A 15,477-nucleotide genomic window follows, 5' to 3' on the forward strand; every position below is an offset into this window, starting at 1 on the left:
ACCCGCCGCGCCGACACCGCCACTCCGCAGGCCCCGAGCGGCACCACACCCGCCCAGACCGGCCGAGTCCGCGCGCCGTCACCGGCCGAGGCGGCCGTGACCACGGTCGAGGCGGCCATGTCGACCGTCGAGGCCACCCGCGCCGCGGCCTCCGCCGCCCTGGCCGCATACGCCGCCATCCGAGCGACCGGCAAGGCCGCCGACAGCGTCCTCGGCGCCTTTCAAGCCGCTGAGGCGATGCGTGCGGCCGACAAAGCGGCTGCCGCACCCGACGACGTCGAACTCGCCAACGCCGCGACCGAAGCAGAGAACCGAGCTGCCAAGGCGACGCTGCGCACCACCCGCCCGGCGATCCCGCCGATCACCAAGTCATAGCGTCAGACAGCAGAGCAGGGCCTGCGCCGCGGCGCAGGCCCTGCTCTGTGCGCTATTGCTATGTGCCCGAAGGCGGCTCACCCACCGTCGTCGCGGTATCGATCACGCCGAACACCTCGCCCTGCGGCCCCCGCAGGATGCCCATCCGACCGAACGGACTGTCCTGGGCGCCCATCATGACGGTCGCGCCCAACGCCACGCCCTTGTCGAGAGCCGCGTCGGTGCCGTCCACCTGGAACCACGTCAGCCAGTACGACATGTCCTCGCCGCCGGGTCCGATAGCCGAATCGTTCATGCCGCCGACCGGGTCGCCACCTTGCGTCAGGCTGAAGGTGGAGTAGACGAAGTTCGTGCCGTCACCGATTTCGGTGTAGTTCCAGCCGAATACGGCCGCGTAGAACTCCTGCGACTGCTTGTACTGCAGGGTGTGCAGCTCGTTCCAGCAGTACGCGTTCGGCTCGTTGTAGATCCCGGCACCGGTGTGCGCCTTGGCTTCCCACACGCCGAAGGGCGCCCCCGCCGGGTCGGCCCCGACGAACATCCGGCCGACGTCGAGCACGTCGAACGGCGGCATGAAGACCACACCGCCTGCCGCGGTGACCTTTTCGGCGATCGCATCGGCGCTGTCCGCGGCGAAGTAGGTGGTCCACACCGACGGCATGTCCATGCCGTCGGGCTTGGGCCCGATGCCCGCGGCAGGCCTGCCGTCGAGTAGCGCCAGCAGATAGCCACCCGCCTCCGGCGGACTGTCCTGGACATCCCAGCCGAATAGTTCGCCATAGAATTCGCGGGCGCGTGCGGTGTCGTCGACTTGCGTGTCGACCCAGCACGGTGTCCCCTGCGGCCAACTTCCGTCGTGAGTGGGCATTTCCGTGGCCTCCTGACCTCGGGTTAGCTGACATGCAACCGGCCGGAGCCGACGCACGGCAAGTCAACCACCCACGGCGGGCGGCGGTGCGCGGAATCGAGGTGGCCTTGACAGTGTTGCGACCTGGACGCTTGCCCAGTAATTGCGGTGAGCGACACCACATCCACCGGGCCGGAGCGTGGCAGGTTCAACCATTCGGTGAGTTTCGAATGAACCGTGCGCGACACCTCGTGTCGCGCACCACGAAATAGTTGTCGGGTGCTCGGTTCGTCGGCAGTATGGCGGAATGACAACAGCATCCGACCTCGGGCGAGAAAGTCTGCGGCTGGACGAACTGCCGGTTCGTCCCATTCATCGCAAATTGGTTGTACTCGTCGGCGCCGGACTGTTCTTCGATCTGTACGAGCTGTTTCTCGCCGGGACCATTACCGGCGTGCTGAAGCAAGAAATGCACCTGTCCACATTCCAACTCAGCGGCATTGTCGCTTCGGCCTTCGCAGGCCAATTCCTCGGCGCGCTGGTGATCGGCAGACTGTCCGATATCTTCGGCCGCCGCCGCATGTTCATGGTCAATATCGCGCTGTATTCCGGATTCACCTTGCTCGGCGCGTTCAGCCCCAACATCACCTTTCTGATGGCGACGCGATTCCTCGCAGGCCTCGGTATCGGCGCCGAGATGACCGTGTCGGACACCTATCTCTCCGAGGTGGTGCCGCCGCAGGTGCGCGGCCGGATGATCGCCATGGCGTACACGATCGGTTTCTGTGCGGTGCCGATCGTCGGGTTCCTCGCCAAATGGCTGGTTCCGTTGCAGCCCTTCGGCGTCGACGGATGGCGCTGGCTGTTCGTGATCGGCGGGCTCGGCGCCGCCGTGGTGGTCGTGGCGCGCAAGAACATGCCGGAATCGCCGCACTGGATCGCCAGGCAGGCCGCCAAGGCGACGACCACACCCTTCAGCGCGATCGTGCGACCGCCGTACCGGGCGCGGACCACCCTGTTCTCCGCGGTGATGATCCTGCAGGTCTTCGGCTACTACGGGTTCGGCACGCTGGCCGTTCTCGTGCTGGACCGCAAGGGTTTCGAAGTGGTGACCTCACTGAGCTATCTGGCCGTCACCTATCTCGGCTATCCCCTCGGCTCACTGCTTGCCATCCCGCTGATGGAACGGTTCGAACGCAAACATCTCGTGATGGCGACCGCGACGCTGATGGCGTTGTTCGGCCTGGCTTTCGGCTTCGCCACCAGCGTGCCGGTCATTCTGCTTTCGGGCGCGTTGTTCACTCTCGCCAGCAATGTCTTCTCGGACGCGCTGCACGCCTATCTCCCGGAATCGTTCCCGACCGCGGTGCGCGGCACGGCGTCGGGCGCGACCTACTCGTTGTCGAAGGTCAGCACCGCTGTCTTGCCGTTCGTGTTGCTGCCGCTGCTCGACCACCCCAACGGCCCAGGCCTGGTGTTCACGGTCATCACCGTCGCACTGCTCGCCATGGTCACGCTCGTCGGGATCTGGGGCCCGCGCACCGGCAGGCGAGCATTGGACGCGATCTAGACCAACACCCGAAAGCGCTGTGCAACAGCCGCAGCCGAACATGACTGGCTCGTGTGCGAGACCGGCATCATGGAGGGCATGGGTGGTCCAGGTGCGATGGTTCTGCTGAAGGAACCGATCGATGCGGAGGAGGTTCGCGGCCTCATGATGCAGGCATTCCTGCCCGCCTCCTGGGAGGACGACTGGCATCTCTGTGACCCTTCGGCTTTCGGAATGCCCGAGGACCTGGTCGATGCCGGGCCTACGGCAGTCGTCGTGCGACCACCCCATCGTGCGAATCCACGACTGGCCAAGGCAATCGGCTTCACCCCGGCCACCGCGATCATCGTGTCGATGGGTGCCAACCAACGCGTCGATCACCGGCTGGCCGGGCACCTGTGCCTGGTGCTCGCGCTCGAATACGACGGCTTGATCGATTTCTCCGGCAGCCTGGTCCCGTTCCCCTGGCCCGACGACATCCCCATCGTCAAACGAACTCGTGAGCAAGATGCCGAACTGGCGAGCCGGATCGCACACGGGATGCGCAAGCTGCCGGGCCGCCTGTATCTCGTCGACCGCTGCCACGTCGGCGACGTGGAGTTCCTCGACGCGTGGCTGCGCCATCCGCGCTTTCGGATGATCAAGTGACCGAACAGATTTCGTGTCAGCCGACGATGGGGTAGTTCGCCTGAAAGGCAAGACGGTGATCGGCGCCCGCGGCAATCCGGTTGAGTTCGTCGTCCAAGGCCATGAACGCCTGCCACGACGGCTCCCCGCTCGCCGCCACGAGGTGGGCAACGACCAGCTGCTCGAGCTCGGGAACGCGCTTGGCCTTCCAGATCTTGTCGGCCAGGCTGACCAGCAGATCGTCGATGCCGATATCGGCCTCGTGCCAGGAAGCGTGGGTGCGGGCGAAGCGAGCGAGGTCCGCGCTGACACCGTGCTCCAGCAGCAGCCGGTATCCGTCCTGTTCATGGGCTGAGCCGGGCCCCGAGAGCTCGTCCTGGTGGACGACCTTGCCGACGTCGTGGGTTGCTGCTCCGAACAACACTGCGGCCCTGTCGATTTCCACCGCACCGTAGTGTCGCTCCAGCCAGTCGACCACCTCGCAGGCGACATCGTGGACCGCGCGGAGGTGCGCCGCAAGTCTCGGCGGCGCATCCATACGCTCGAGCAGCGCCCCGACTCGTTCCGGCAACGGCCGCAACGCCGGATCACCTGAATCGGCTAGGGCTCTGCGCAGGACTTCCGAAGTCATCCGAGCCAAGGTAGCAGCAACGAAAAGCGGCCCAGAACATCGCGTTTCGAGCCGCTTTCCAGACAGCGGTGCGGCGGGATCAGCGGGTGCCGAACATCTGGGTCCACCACGGCCCCGTGTCTTCCAAGCGATTGCCGCGTCCTGGACTGCCTTTCAGCGCAGCGACGCCGACCGACTTCCAGGAGCATTTGAGCAGTTCCTCCCGGTGACCGGAGCTCCACATCCAACCCTGCATGGCCTCACGGGGATTGGAAGCACCAAGAGCGATGATCTCCGAGACCTCCGCCTGGTACCCCTGCGCCTTCGCGCGGTGCTCGGGGTAGCGGTGGCTGGCGACGGGGCTGATGTGATTGAAGTAGCGTCGCTCTCGCATTTCCTGGTTGTGCAGCCGCGCGGCCTTGGTCAACCGCGCATCCATGCGCAGCGGCTGGCAGCCCTTCTTCTTGCGCTCGGCATTGGTGAGGTCGAAGACTTCCTTCTCCCACGCCGTCGCGCCCTCACCCGCGTCCGGCTTTTCCGGCTCCGCAGGCTCAGTGGGTTTCGGCGGCTCAGTGGGTTTCGGCGGGTCGGTCGGTTCCGCAGGCTCGGTAGGTTTCGGCTGCTCGGGATCGTCGCCCGAGCAGTCGGGAGCCGCAGGTTCGTCGGTTCCGGTGTCGACGAAAGCGTCGCTGATGAACCCGCCGGTGTCGAGCTTGTCCCACACATCGGTGGCAGCCCATCCACCCTTGACGCGGTCGCCGCGAACCGTGCACACGATCGTCACCGTTGCACCGTGCCGAACACGGCCGACCTTCGAACTCTTCAGGCTCGGACCGGACCGAACATTGACTGGCAGACGCCAATTCGGCGCATGAACCGTCCCTGTCGCAGGCTCCTCCGGTTCGGCGGCCGCCGGTCCGGCCACTGCGCCGCCCGCGACGACAGCAAGCGCGCAGACCGCACCGAGCGCGGCTCGTGACCGCCGACCGGTGAAGTCCCGCATCATATTCCACATTCTCGACTCTGCATTCATCGACATCGCCTGTCCCCCTTGGGATCCGGCAATTCGATGGAGGTGACCACCACTATCGCGTTCTCCGTACTCGCGCTGACCCAGTATCGATCAGCACCGGAGCGCCGTTGATCCGATGCTGATCAGTACCGAAGCGTAGGGTCCTGCGACGCCGAGGTTGCGCTGTCTTAGGCCTTGTCAATACGAGTCAAGGTCAGCCTGATACCGGCGCGGTGATCCGACGGCCGGCGAACGCCCTACTTCGAGCAGCAATGAAAAACGGCTCGGAACATTTCGTTCCGAGCCGTTTTCCCTTTGTAGCGGGGACAGGATTTGAACCTGCGACCTCTGGGTTATGAGCCCAGCGAGCTACCGAGCTGCTCCACCCCGCGTCGGTAAACACAACATTACACACGGGTTCACGCTGACGCCAAATCGCCTGGTCAGACCGGCGATTTCGGTCTCGGCAGTCGATCAGCGCGACGAGCCGAGCGGCCCGACAGCTAGCCAGAACGCAAGATCGCACACGCACGGGGGCGACGAACCCGAACTCTTAGCAATGCGAATGGGTCTATCACCGACTATCGCAACCGCTCAAACGTGATCCGGGTCACCATTTCGTAGTGATCTCGAACACTTAACGGTGCTATAACAGACCGACCGGAACGCGTGTCGAGGGCATTTCCCACCTGCACAAAGGACGATATTCGGGTTATTCGCTTCATGCAATTCGGGTGTTATCAAGACGTGATCTGCCGAGATTTCTTCGTTACCGTGCGTTCACGGCCCGGATCATCCGTGATGGGCTCGAACTCGAACCGACGAATACCGGCGACCCTGCCCCACGGTTCGAGGATCCCCGACGACCTGGGGGCAGGGACCCGGCGACGTTATTCGCCGAGCCGGTAGGCGCAGGGAGGGAAAAGCACTTATGACTGAGAACCGGAAGTTCAACGCCCGCGCCCTCGGCTTTGCCGCCGTGACCGGCGCTCTTGTTGCCGTCCCGTTCGCATTCTCCACCGCGACCGCATCCGCAGCACCCGCCCACAACTGGGACGGTGTCGCACAGTGCGAGAGCGGCGGCAATTGGGGGATCAACACCGGAAACGGCTACTACGGCGGCCTGCAGTTCTCGCAGAGCACCTGGCGGGCCAACGGCGGTCAGGGCTCGGCCCACACCGCGAGCAAGGAGGAGCAGATCCGCGTCGCGGAGAACGTGCTCGCCACTCAGGGCCAGGGCGCCTGGCCGTCGTGCGGCAAGTACCTGCGCGCAGGCACCTCCGAGCCCGAGGTCGCCGCCACACCGGAGCCCGAGCCTGAGCCCGCTGCGCCGGCCCTGCCCGCACCGGGCAGCCGTCAGGCGCTCGTCGACCAGGCCAAGTCGGTGGGTAGCAACCTGGCCAAGCAGTACGGCGTCGAAGCCCAGTTCCAGCAGATCCTGGAGCAGAACGGTCCGCTGATCGAGTCGATCGCGAACCGATAACCTGCTGTCGCACAACGCAAGCGGCGCTGCTATCCCCGGGGATAGCAGCGCCGCTTCGTGTTTCGCTCGATACCTACCTCAGCGACCGGCGTCCTGGTAGGCCTTCACTGCCGCGTCCAGCTCGTCCAGCGCCTTGCCGAAGTCCTGGAAGTTGCCGGTGCGCATGGCATTACGCACATTGTCGATCTTCCGGTTCAGCTCTGCTGCGGCAGCGTCCTTCGCCGGGGACGAGCCGGGCGGCGGCGTCACCCCGGCAGGCGGTGGCGTACCGCCGGGCGGCTGTGTCGTCGAACCGGGCTCGACAGGTGGCGGCACGGTGCCCGGTTTGGGCCGCGCACCGGAGTCGCCACCGAACGGCGTCGCCAGTGCTCCCGCTCCCGGCAACACCTGGTTCAACGCGTCGGCCAATGTCGACGCGTAGCCGACCTTGACGCTGCCCGCTTCGTCGCGGTAGCTCACCAGCACGCGCAGCAGCTGCGGGAACGTCGCGGTATTCGGCCCGGTGTTGCGTTCGTTGTAGAACGGCTCCACGTAGAGAATGCCGCCGTCGGCGACCGGCAGCGTCAGCAAGTTGCCGTATTTGATCTTGTTCGAGTTGGACAGCAAGGTCTTCTCTTGCGACACATCCGGCGCGGTCGTCATCCGGTTCTGTGTCTGCTGCGGACCGAGCGTCTGCGTGTCGGTCGGCAAGCGACGAATCGTGAACTTGCCGTAGTTCTCCGGATCGGCACGCACCGAGATGTACGCAGAGAGGAACTGCCTGTTGTAGCCGACCATGGCACTGGTCAGGTTGAACACCGGCTTGTTCGACTGCGGATCACCGAGCAGTACGTAGTACGGCGGCTGGTTGAAGGTGCCGCCCTCGATCGTCGGATCGGTCGGCACCGACCAGAACGCGTTGTTGGTGAAGAACTCTCGCGGATTGTCCACGTGATACTTGGTCAGCATCTCGCGCTGCACCTTGAACAGATCCTCCGGATAGCGGAAGTGCGCCCGCAGCTCCGGCGAGATCTCGCTCTCCGACTTCACCGCGCCGGGGAACACCCCGCGCCACGCCTGCAGCACCGGATCGGTCTTGTCCGTCTCGTACAGCGTCACCGTGCCGTCGTAGGCGTCGACGGTGGCCTTGACCGAGTTGCGGATGTAGCTGACCGTCTTGCGCGGCAGCAGTCGACCGGTCTTCTTGTCGATGCTGTCCTCGACCGTGCTGCTGAGCGAGGTGGTCTGCGCGTACGGGTAGTTGTCGAGAGTGGTGTACGCGTCGACGATCCACTGGATCCGCCCGTTGACCACTGCCGGATAAGCGTTGCCGTCGGTGGTCAGCCACGGCGCCACCTTCTGCACCCGCTCGCGCGGCGCGCGGTTGAAGATGATCTTCGAGTCGTTGCCGATGGCCGAGGAGAAGAGAATATTGCGCTCGGCGTACTTGGCGGCGAAGGCAAGCCGGTTGAACCAGTTGCCGATCGACACACCGCCCTTGCCGTCATAGGTGAACTGCGCGGCGTCCGTGTCGTATTCACGCGGCGCCTGACTGTTGGCGCCGACGATCGCGTAGTCCGGGTTGGTCTGCGAAATCACCTCTCCGTAGTAGATGCGCGGCTGGTCGACCTTGATCCGCTGCTTGTCCGTCGGCGTGAACAGGTCGCTGACCATGAAGATCGGGTAGCCGCTGTCGCTGCTGCCGCCCGTCGCGTTCGGATCGGATTGCGGCTTGTTGACCCGGTTGGCCGGTGCCGCAACGAAACCGTTGCCGTGGGTGTAGACGGTGTGCTGGTTGATCCAGTCCGTCTGGTTGCCGCTCAACGCCGCGGGCGACAGCTCACGCGCGGCGACGATGTAGTCCTGCACATCGCCGTCGAGGTTGTAGCGGTCGATGTCGAGCGACTCGGGGAAACCGTAGAAGTTCTTCAGCTGACGCAACTGAGTGAACGTCGGCGACAGGATGTTCGGATCGAGCAGCCTGGCATTGCCGATCGTCGCGGCGTCGACCGGAACCTCGAGCGGCGTCTTCTTGCTCTCGCCCTTGTAATCCACATAGTCGATCTTGTCGGGCGTGATGCCGTACGCCTGCCTGGTCGCGGCGATATTGCGCTGAATGTATTCGCTCTCCTTGTCCGCCGCGTTCGGGCGCACCGAGAACTGTTCCACCACAAGCGGCCACACCGCGCCGACCAGGATCGAGGACAGCACGAGCAAGGCCGCCGCCATGGCAGGCACCCGCAGATCGCGGAGCACGATGCCTGCGAAGAAAGCGATCGCGCAGATCACCGCGATGGACAACAGGATCAGCTTGGCGGGCAGCACCGCGTTGATATCGGTGAAGGAACCACCGGTGAAGGTGGGCTCCTTGCGGCTGCTCATCAGCAGCTCATAGCGATCGAACCAGTACGCGATCGCCTTGAGCAGCACGAAGATTCCCGCGATCACCGCAAGCTGGACCCGCGCGGCCCTGGTGAGCGTGCCCTCGCGGCCGCTCAACCGCAGGCCGCCGAAGATGTAGTGAGTGATCAAGCTGGCGAAGAACGCGATGACCACCGCGACGAACAGCCAATTCAACACCATCCGATAGAACGGAAGCTCGAACGCGTAGAAGCTGACGTCCAGATGGAACTGCGGATCCTGCTGGCCGAACGAGCTGCTGTTCAAGAACAGCTGCACCGTCACCCAATTCGATTGCGCCACCAGGCCGGACAGCAGACCGAGCAGCAACGGGATGCCGACACCGAACAGCCGAAGCCTGCTCATCACGGTGGTGCGGTACCGCGCGATCGGATCGTTCGGCCCGGCCACCGGCACGAACACCGGCCGAGACCGGTAGGCGAGCAGCAACGCGAGCCAGACGATCAGGCCGACGAAGAGGGCGGTGGCGACGAACAGCAAGATCCGCGTCCGCAGCACCGTGAGATACACACTGCGGAAATTGACCTCCCCGAACCACAGCCAGTTGGTGTAGGTATCGGTCAGTCGTGGCCCGAGCAGCAGCAACGCCGCCAAGGCGATGGCCGCCAGAAGCAGCACGCGGCTGCGTCGAGACAGCGAAGGTAAGCCGGTGGGGGGCCGCATGCCCACGATGCCACTCTCCAAGGTCCGGCGGCGCCCGCGCCGAAAACGTCCGGCCGAGCCGCCGCAGTCCGATGTTGCGGATGGTCCTTCCGGACCGCTTCGGGCCCACTCTACGGAATCGGACAGTGTCTTTGGCAGCGCCTCCGGCGCTGCGTGTTCGCGGCCATAGGAATCAGCATCGCGTAGCGATCCGATGAGGGGCGGTGGTCGGGCGACGGGTGGGCCTCGCGTCCGAGCGGCCGAGACTCGCGCCTGCGGCGCATGCGCTTCGGCCACTCGGACGCGAGACGGGCCGCGAACGGCGCTCGAAAGCCTCGCGCGTAGTGGTTGAGTGGGTCGGTAATGGTGCTGCTTGTGTAGGACACGGGTGGTGGTCGGTGGCGAATCAGCGGGTTGGTGACTCGGCCTGCGGGTCGTTTGATTGGATACACCCCGTGACCCCCGCAGATCTGCATGCCGAACTCGTCCTCGCCCGTTCCGTCCGGGAGGTGGCGGAATTTGTGGATGCCGAGGGGTGGGGCAAGCCGCCGCAGATGTTTGCGCTGGTGCCGACGGCCGACCTGGTCGCCGCCCAGCCCGAGCTGCTGGACGAGCTCGACGAGGGCGCCGAGCTCACTCCTGTTGCCCAGGAGCTGTTCCCGGACGACGTGACGGGCGGTTCGATGGCGCTCGACGAGATCCTCGCGACCATGAGCTGGCCGCCCGCGGTGCTCGGCTGCGTCCTGGTGCAGGAGATCGTGGTGTTGCCGCCGGACGCGGAATCCGCGCTCGACGACGCGCTGGTGCCGTTGCTCGCCGACCACGAGGCCGCCGACGCCGCCGCGCGGGCCGCGGCCGAAGCGCATCCCGATCGGCGCGAGGCGCGACTGTTCGCCGCGGTGCTGCGCGAGGGTGCTTCGCTGTCCCTGCTGCAGGTGCGGCCGGAGGACGACGCCGACGAATTCGCCGACATGGACCTGCGCACCTACCCGAACCTGGCGCCCAACCTGATCGAGGCGCTGCACGCCACGCTGGAGTGACCGCGTCAGCTACTGCAGCTGACGGGCTCCTTGCCCGCGTTGATGTCGTTGAGCGCCTGCACTGCGCCGGTGAGGTTTTCGACCTTCACCAGGCGCAGGCCGTCGGGGATGCGCTGCTTCGCCTCGCTGCAGTTCGCGGCAGGGACGAGGAAGGTCTCTGCGCCCGCGTCGCGCGCGGCCATCATCTTGTACTGGATGCCGCCGATCGGGCCGACCTTGCCGTCCTGATCGATGGTTCCGGTGCCTGCGACGAAGCGCCCGCCATCCAGTTCACCGGGGGTGAGTTTGTCGATCAGCGCGAGGCTGAACATCAGCCCGGCCGACGGTCCGCCGATGTCGGCGAGATTGAAGTCCACTTGCATGGGCGGGCGCGCGCCCTCCCCCGGTGTCACGCCGAGGTAGCCCTTGGCCTGATCATCCGGCCGCGGGCCGAGGGTGACGGTGACGGTCTGCTCGCCGGTGTCGCGACGCACCAGCATGGTCAACTGAGTGCCCGGCGCCTGCCCGGAGACCGCAGACACCACATCCTTCGGCGTGTTCATCGGGGCGTTGTTGATGCTGATGATCTGGTCGCCCTGGCGAAGCAGGTCCTTGGCCGGACCTTCCTCGGCCACCTTGCGCAGCAGCACCACCGTCGGCAGGTTCAGGAAATGCAGCGCCGCCACTTCGGCATTGCCCTCGGAGTCCTTGAAGTCCTGCTGGTTCGACTTGTCGATCTCCTCGCGCGGCACCCCAGGCGGATACACCTCGGCGCGCGGCACCAGCCCGTGCTTGCCGCTCACCCAGAAGCCGAAGGCCTCGAAGATGCTCAACCCGTCCCGCACCGACACCGTCGTCATATTGAGGTGACCCGACACCGGGTCCACCTCGGTGCCGCGGACATCGACGACCTCTTTGCCGTCCACCTTGCCGAGCGTGTTGAAGGTAGGGCCGGGGCCGAGTGCGACGAACGGCACAGTGAGCACGGTGCCGAGCGCACCGAGCACCAGCACCGGGATCAGAGCGGCCACCAGGGTGAGGATCCGACGATTCACCTGGACCACAGTAATGATCGCCGCCCGCTCCGGGCCGCAGAGGCGAACATTCGGCACGCCACCGCGTCCTCGGTCAGCAGTCCGACAATTGACGTAATGATTACGTCATTATATTGTCGATACGTGCTCTTTCCGACACCCGCACTGAAAAGCAGCGACGAACGCGTGTTGTCCGAGGTGGACCGCATGCGCGATGAGCTGCGCCATCAGCTCCAAGGCAAGCCGACAAAATGGGCGAAAGGGTTGCGGAAGTTCCTTACTGCGGACGCGGTCGCGGCATCGAACTCGATCGAGGGCTTCAAGGTCTCCACCATCGACGTGGAGGATCTCATCGCCGGGGAACGTGACGTCGATGTCTCGGACGAGAACCGCGCCGAAACGCTCGCCTATGAGCACGTGATGACCTACATCCAGACCATGCACGACATCGACGACTTCGCCTACAGCAAGGGGTTACTCAACGCACTGCATTGGATGCTGCAGGGGCATCGGCACACCAACAGGAAGCCCGCTGGGCAATGGCGGCAAGGACCGGGCTACGTCACCGATGCGCGAGACCCGAGCATCGCCGCCTATACGGCTCCGGACGTCGAGGCCGTGCCAGGGCTGATGGCAGAACTGGTGGACTGGCTCGGTGCCGAGGACGCGGCGCATCCCCTGGTGCGGGCCGCGATGGCACATTTGCACTTGGTGTCGATCCACCCGTGGGCCGACGGCAACGGACGAATGTCCCGGTCGCTGCAAACGCTGATGATTGCGCGCGAGGGTGTGCTGGCTCCGGAGTTCTCCTCGATCGAGGCGTGGTTGGGACGGCCGGGCAATACCTGGGACTACTACCAGGTACTCGGGCGGCGAGGCAGCAAGTACCTGCCGGATCAGGATGTGTCGGAATGGATTCAGTTCAATCTGACCGCCTACCACCAGCAGGCGCAGACCGTCCATGCTCGGTTCCTCCGCTCCGGCCAGATCTGGGAAACCCTGACCGAATTCGCGTCCCGCGAGCGCCTCGATGAGCGGTTGATCACCGCGTTGCACGACGTCGCGTTGTCCGGTCGCGTCCGCCGCACTCGTTATGAACAGAACGAAGGCCTGAACCTGCAGCAGGCACAACGAGATTTGCGTGAGCTGGTCCACCGGCAGATCCTCGAGCCCGTAGGACGAACCCGCGCGCGGTTCTACGTCGCAGGCTCCCGCTTTCCCGAAGCACCCTTGGACATCGCCCGGACGCCGACAACGTTGACAGATCCGTACACCATCACCACATAGCCCGATGAACGTCGGGACCTATCGCCATGGAGCTGAGGCAGCACGGCGGGAAACAGACCAGTGCGACGAACGGCACAGGAGCGAGCACGCCGAGAACAGGCACTGTTTCGCGCTGCGCGAACGTCGGGGGGCTGCACTAAACGCGTAACGTGAACCGTATGAGTGACGTCCCCTTCGGATTTTCGAACCGCGACGACGATGACCGCAAGCGCGGTGACGAGCCGGGCGGTCCCGAGTCGAACAACCCGTTCGGCATGGGAATGGGCGGACCTGGCGGCGGCTTCGATCCGTCGCAGCTCGGACAGATGCTGACCTCGCTCGGCCAGATGCTCAGCGGCATGGGCCAGCCGGGCTCGGCACAGTCCGGACCGGTGAACTACGACGTCGCCAAGCGGCTGGCTCGCCAGCAACTCGGCAAGAACCTGACCCCGGTGTCGGCGAGCACCGCGAGTGCCGTCGCCGATGCCGCGCACCTGGCCGAGCTGTGGCTCGACGGCGCGACCACGCTGCCCGCCGGCGCGACCAAGACCGTCGCGTGGACCGCCAACGACTGGATCGAGGAGACCCTGTCGACCTGGCAGCGGCTGTGCGACCCGGTGGCGCAACAGATTTCCGGAATGTGGACCGCGTCGTTACCGGAGGAGGCGAAGGAGTTCGCCGCGCCGATGGTCGGCATGCTCGGCCAGATGGGCGGGCTCGCGTTCGGCTCGCAGCTCGGGCAGGCGCTCGGCCAGCTCGCCAAGGAGGTGCTGACCTCCACCGATATCGGTCTTCCGCTCGGCCCTTCCGGTACCGCGGCCCTGTTGCCCTCGGCGATCTCGGAGTTCAGCGCAGGCCTGGAGCAGCCGGAGAGCGAGATCATGGTGTTCCTCGCCGCGCGGGAGGCGGCGCATCAGCGGCTGTTCGGTCACGTGCCGTGGCTGCGCCAGCAGGTGCTCGCCGCGGTCGAGGATTACGCACGCGGCATCCGGATGGATTTCTCCGCGTTGGAGGAGGCGGCCCAGGGCATCGACCCGATGGCGTTGTCGGATCCCTCGAAGCTCGAGGAGATCTTGTCGCAGGGCACGTTCGAACCACAGACGACGCCGGAGCAGAAGCAGGCGCTGGAACGACTCGAGACGCTGCTCGCGTTGATCGAGGGCTGGGTCGAGGTCGTGGTCACCGACGCGGTCGGCGATCGGCTGCCCGGCGCGGGCGCGCTGGCCGAGACGCTGCGCAGGCGCCGCGGCACCGGCGGTCCCGCGGAGCAGACGTTCGCGACCCTGGTCGGTCTCGAGCTGCGACCGCGCAAGCTGCGCGAGGCCGCCGCGCTGTGGCGCAGGCTGACCAACGATGCGGGTATGGAGAAACGCGACGGCGTCTGGGCCCACCCCGACCTGCTGCCCGACTCCGCCGACCTGGACTCCCCCGCGGGCTTCATCGATTCGGTGATCGGCGGCGGCACCACCGCGTTCGACGATCCGCTCGCGCAGCTGGCAGAGACCGAGGCGCGGGAGCAGGCCGAGCGGCAACAGGCCGAGGAACGCCGAGCTGACAGCGGCGAGTCCGGGCCCGACCTCGGTAAGGACAGCGGCCCGTCCGCCTGACCTGCCCTGTTGACCGGCGTGAATCCTGGGGATAACCACGGGATTTCGCGCGAGTCACGCACAGCGGGGTTCGCATACTGCTTGGCATGACATCCCTGCGCCGTGGTCCGATGCTGCGCTCTCAGGTCGCGGTGCTGGTGCGCCCGTCCGGCGTCGTGCAGCTCGGGTGGCAGCCGGAGACCGCGGTGGTGCTGGATTCCGGCGGGCTGGACGCCGACACGGTCGTCGCGTTCCTTCGACTGCTGGACGGGTTGCAGACTCGACCCCAGATCGTCTGGCGCGCAGGCGAACACGGCATCGAACCGGAGCATGCGGTGGCGCTGCTCGACCTGCTCGACGAGGCAGGCCTGCTCGAGCATCCGGACGAGCGTGCCGGACGCATCCGCGCGGTGCGGGTGCACGGGTTGGGGCCGATGTCGGATGCGGTCGCCGCGGGGCTGCGCAAACTCGGCCTGCGCCCGAGCCGGTCCCGCGACTACGGACCGCAGGCCGCCTCGGTGTCCACCTGGCGGGTCGATCTGGTGGTGCTGACCGACGCGCAGATCGCGGACCCGCGTCTCATCGATGATCTTGTTCGACACCGGATTCCACACCTGCCGGTGCGGATCAGGGACGGCAGAGGACTGATCGGGCCGCTCGTGCTGCCCGGCGCCACCAGCTGCCTGCGCTGCGCCGACCTGTTGCGCTCCGACAACGACGACAGCTGGCCGCACCTGGCCGCCCAGTTGCTCGGTCGCACCGGTCATGCCTCGCCCGCCCGCGTCGCGGCCACCGCGGCACTGGCCGTCACCGAGATCGAAACGATCCTGTCGCTGTCGCCGGACCGCCCGCTCGCCACCCTCGACACCACCCTCGAGCTGGACCTGGACTCGCACCGGCTGGACCACCGCCGTTGGCCCCGGCATCCGGACTGCGACTGTGCGCGCATCCCCGCCGGGCTGCCGTTGTAAGGCAACGTTCGCGCTGCTGGACAGCACCGCGGCACACCACTGAACCGCCCTCCGCA

13 protein-coding genes and 1 tRNA gene are annotated in these 15,477 nt (G+C 66.0%); 8 read left to right on the forward strand and 6 right to left on the reverse strand.

Annotated elements, in window-relative coordinates:
- On the forward strand, positions 1-375 hold a 375-nt coding region (locus NA11_RS45725), incomplete at its 5' end, for a hypothetical protein (protein WP_218023350.1).
- Positions 376-433: 58 nt separating this feature from the next.
- Here the strand turns inward: NA11_RS45725 and NA11_RS20205 are convergent.
- The gene (locus tag NA11_RS20205; RefSeq protein ID WP_069163514.1) at positions 434-1,243 is read right to left on the reverse strand and encodes a VOC family protein; all 810 of its coding nucleotides are present in this window, start codon (positions 1,241-1,243) and stop codon (positions 434-436) included.
- Between the two features lie 286 nt (positions 1,244-1,529).
- Between NA11_RS20205 and NA11_RS20210 the strand changes: the two genes are divergently transcribed.
- Both NA11_RS20210 and NA11_RS20215 read left to right on the forward strand, forming a co-directional pair.
- Positions 1,530-2,792 carry an MFS transporter gene (locus NA11_RS20210; protein ID WP_069163515.1) on the forward strand — a complete coding sequence of 421 codons (1,263 nt, stop codon included), beginning with the start codon at positions 1,530-1,532 and terminating at the stop codon, positions 2,790-2,792.
- Between the two features lie 78 nt (positions 2,793-2,870).
- On the forward strand, positions 2,871-3,419 hold the full coding sequence (locus NA11_RS20215) for a DUF6368 family protein (protein WP_141717720.1): 549 nt from the start codon (positions 2,871-2,873) through the stop codon (positions 3,417-3,419).
- A 16-nt stretch (positions 3,420-3,435) separates the two neighbouring features.
- On the opposite strand, the gene NA11_RS20220 is transcribed toward NA11_RS20215, so the two are convergent.
- The 3 genes from NA11_RS20220 to NA11_RS20230 form a co-directional block, all read right to left on the reverse strand.
- Complete coding sequence (locus NA11_RS20220; protein ID WP_069163517.1) at positions 3,436-4,029, reverse strand: HD domain-containing protein; 594 nt, start codon at positions 4,027-4,029, stop codon at positions 3,436-3,438.
- A gap of 79 nt (positions 4,030-4,108) precedes the next feature.
- On the reverse strand, positions 4,109-5,014 hold the full coding sequence (locus NA11_RS20225) for a CAP domain-containing protein (RefSeq protein WP_069163518.1): 906 nt from the start codon (positions 5,012-5,014) through the stop codon (positions 4,109-4,111).
- A gap of 324 nt (positions 5,015-5,338) precedes the next feature.
- Positions 5,339-5,412: transfer RNA gene (locus NA11_RS20230), tRNA-Met, on the reverse strand.
- A 539-nt stretch (positions 5,413-5,951) separates the two neighbouring features.
- Here NA11_RS20230 and NA11_RS20235 point away from each other — a divergent pair.
- Positions 5,952-6,503: a transglycosylase family protein gene (locus tag NA11_RS20235; RefSeq protein ID WP_069163519.1), complete on the forward strand. Its 552-nt coding sequence runs from the start codon at positions 5,952-5,954 to the stop codon at positions 6,501-6,503.
- Between the two features lie 78 nt (positions 6,504-6,581).
- Here NA11_RS20235 and NA11_RS20240 read toward each other — a convergent pair whose 3' ends face one another.
- Complete coding sequence (locus NA11_RS20240) at positions 6,582-9,572, reverse strand: UPF0182 family protein (RefSeq protein WP_069163520.1); 2,991 nt, start codon at positions 9,570-9,572, stop codon at positions 6,582-6,584.
- Between the two features lie 428 nt (positions 9,573-10,000).
- Between NA11_RS20240 and NA11_RS20245 the strand changes: the two genes are divergently transcribed.
- Positions 10,001-10,585 (forward strand): PPA1309 family protein, encoded by a 585-nt coding sequence (locus NA11_RS20245; RefSeq protein ID WP_069163521.1) that lies wholly within the window; start codon positions 10,001-10,003, stop codon positions 10,583-10,585.
- 5 nt (positions 10,586-10,590) lie between these two features.
- Here NA11_RS20245 and NA11_RS20250 read toward each other — a convergent pair whose 3' ends face one another.
- On the reverse strand, positions 10,591-11,619 hold the full coding sequence (locus tag NA11_RS20250; protein WP_218023351.1) for a YlbL family protein: 1,029 nt from the start codon (positions 11,617-11,619) through the stop codon (positions 10,591-10,593).
- 123 nt (positions 11,620-11,742) lie between these two features.
- Here NA11_RS20250 and NA11_RS20255 point away from each other — a divergent pair, with 123 nt between their 5' ends.
- The 3 genes from NA11_RS20255 (at position 11,743) to NA11_RS20265 (ending at position 15,421) form a co-directional block, all read left to right on the forward strand.
- Positions 11,743-12,885 (forward strand): Fic family protein, encoded by a 1,143-nt coding sequence (locus tag NA11_RS20255; protein WP_069163523.1) that lies wholly within the window; start codon positions 11,743-11,745, stop codon positions 12,883-12,885.
- Positions 12,886-13,043: 158 nt separating this feature from the next.
- Complete coding sequence (locus NA11_RS20260; protein WP_069163524.1) at positions 13,044-14,471, forward strand: zinc-dependent metalloprotease; 1,428 nt, start codon at positions 13,044-13,046, stop codon at positions 14,469-14,471.
- 86 nt (positions 14,472-14,557) lie between these two features.
- Positions 14,558-15,421, forward strand: coding sequence for a TOMM precursor leader peptide-binding protein (locus NA11_RS20265; protein WP_069163525.1), 864 nt, complete (start codon positions 14,558-14,560; stop codon positions 15,419-15,421).
- Positions 15,422-15,477 lie beyond the last annotated feature (56 nt).

The organism is Nocardia altamirensis NBRC 108246, assembly GCF_001612685.1.
Classification (GTDB): Bacteria; Actinomycetota; Actinomycetes; order Mycobacteriales; family Mycobacteriaceae; genus Nocardia; species Nocardia altamirensis.

What these genes read in the sequence shown, in the direction of transcription:
- NA11_RS20205 (WP_069163514.1), bottom strand. Translation starts at nt 1,243, where the DNA reads ATGCCCACTCACGACGGAAGTTGGCCGCAGGGGACACCGTGCTGGGTC.
- NA11_RS20210 (WP_069163515.1), top strand. Translation starts at nt 1,530, where the DNA reads ATGACAACAGCATCCGACCTCGGGCGAGAAAGTCTGCGGCTGGACGAA.
- NA11_RS20215 (WP_141717720.1), top strand. Translation starts at nt 2,871, where the DNA reads ATGGGTGGTCCAGGTGCGATGGTTCTGCTGAAGGAACCGATCGATGCG.
- NA11_RS20220 (WP_069163517.1), bottom strand. Translation starts at nt 4,029, where the DNA reads ATGACTTCGGAAGTCCTGCGCAGAGCCCTAGCCGATTCAGGTGATCCG.
- NA11_RS20225 (WP_069163518.1), bottom strand. Translation starts at nt 5,014, where the DNA reads ATGATGCGGGACTTCACCGGTCGGCGGTCACGAGCCGCGCTCGGTGCG.
- NA11_RS20235 (WP_069163519.1), top strand. Translation starts at nt 5,952, where the DNA reads ATGACTGAGAACCGGAAGTTCAACGCCCGCGCCCTCGGCTTTGCCGCC.
- NA11_RS20260 (WP_069163524.1), top strand. Translation starts at nt 13,044, where the DNA reads ATGAGTGACGTCCCCTTCGGATTTTCGAACCGCGACGACGATGACCGC.
- NA11_RS20265 (WP_069163525.1), top strand. Translation starts at nt 14,558, where the DNA reads ATGACATCCCTGCGCCGTGGTCCGATGCTGCGCTCTCAGGTCGCGGTG.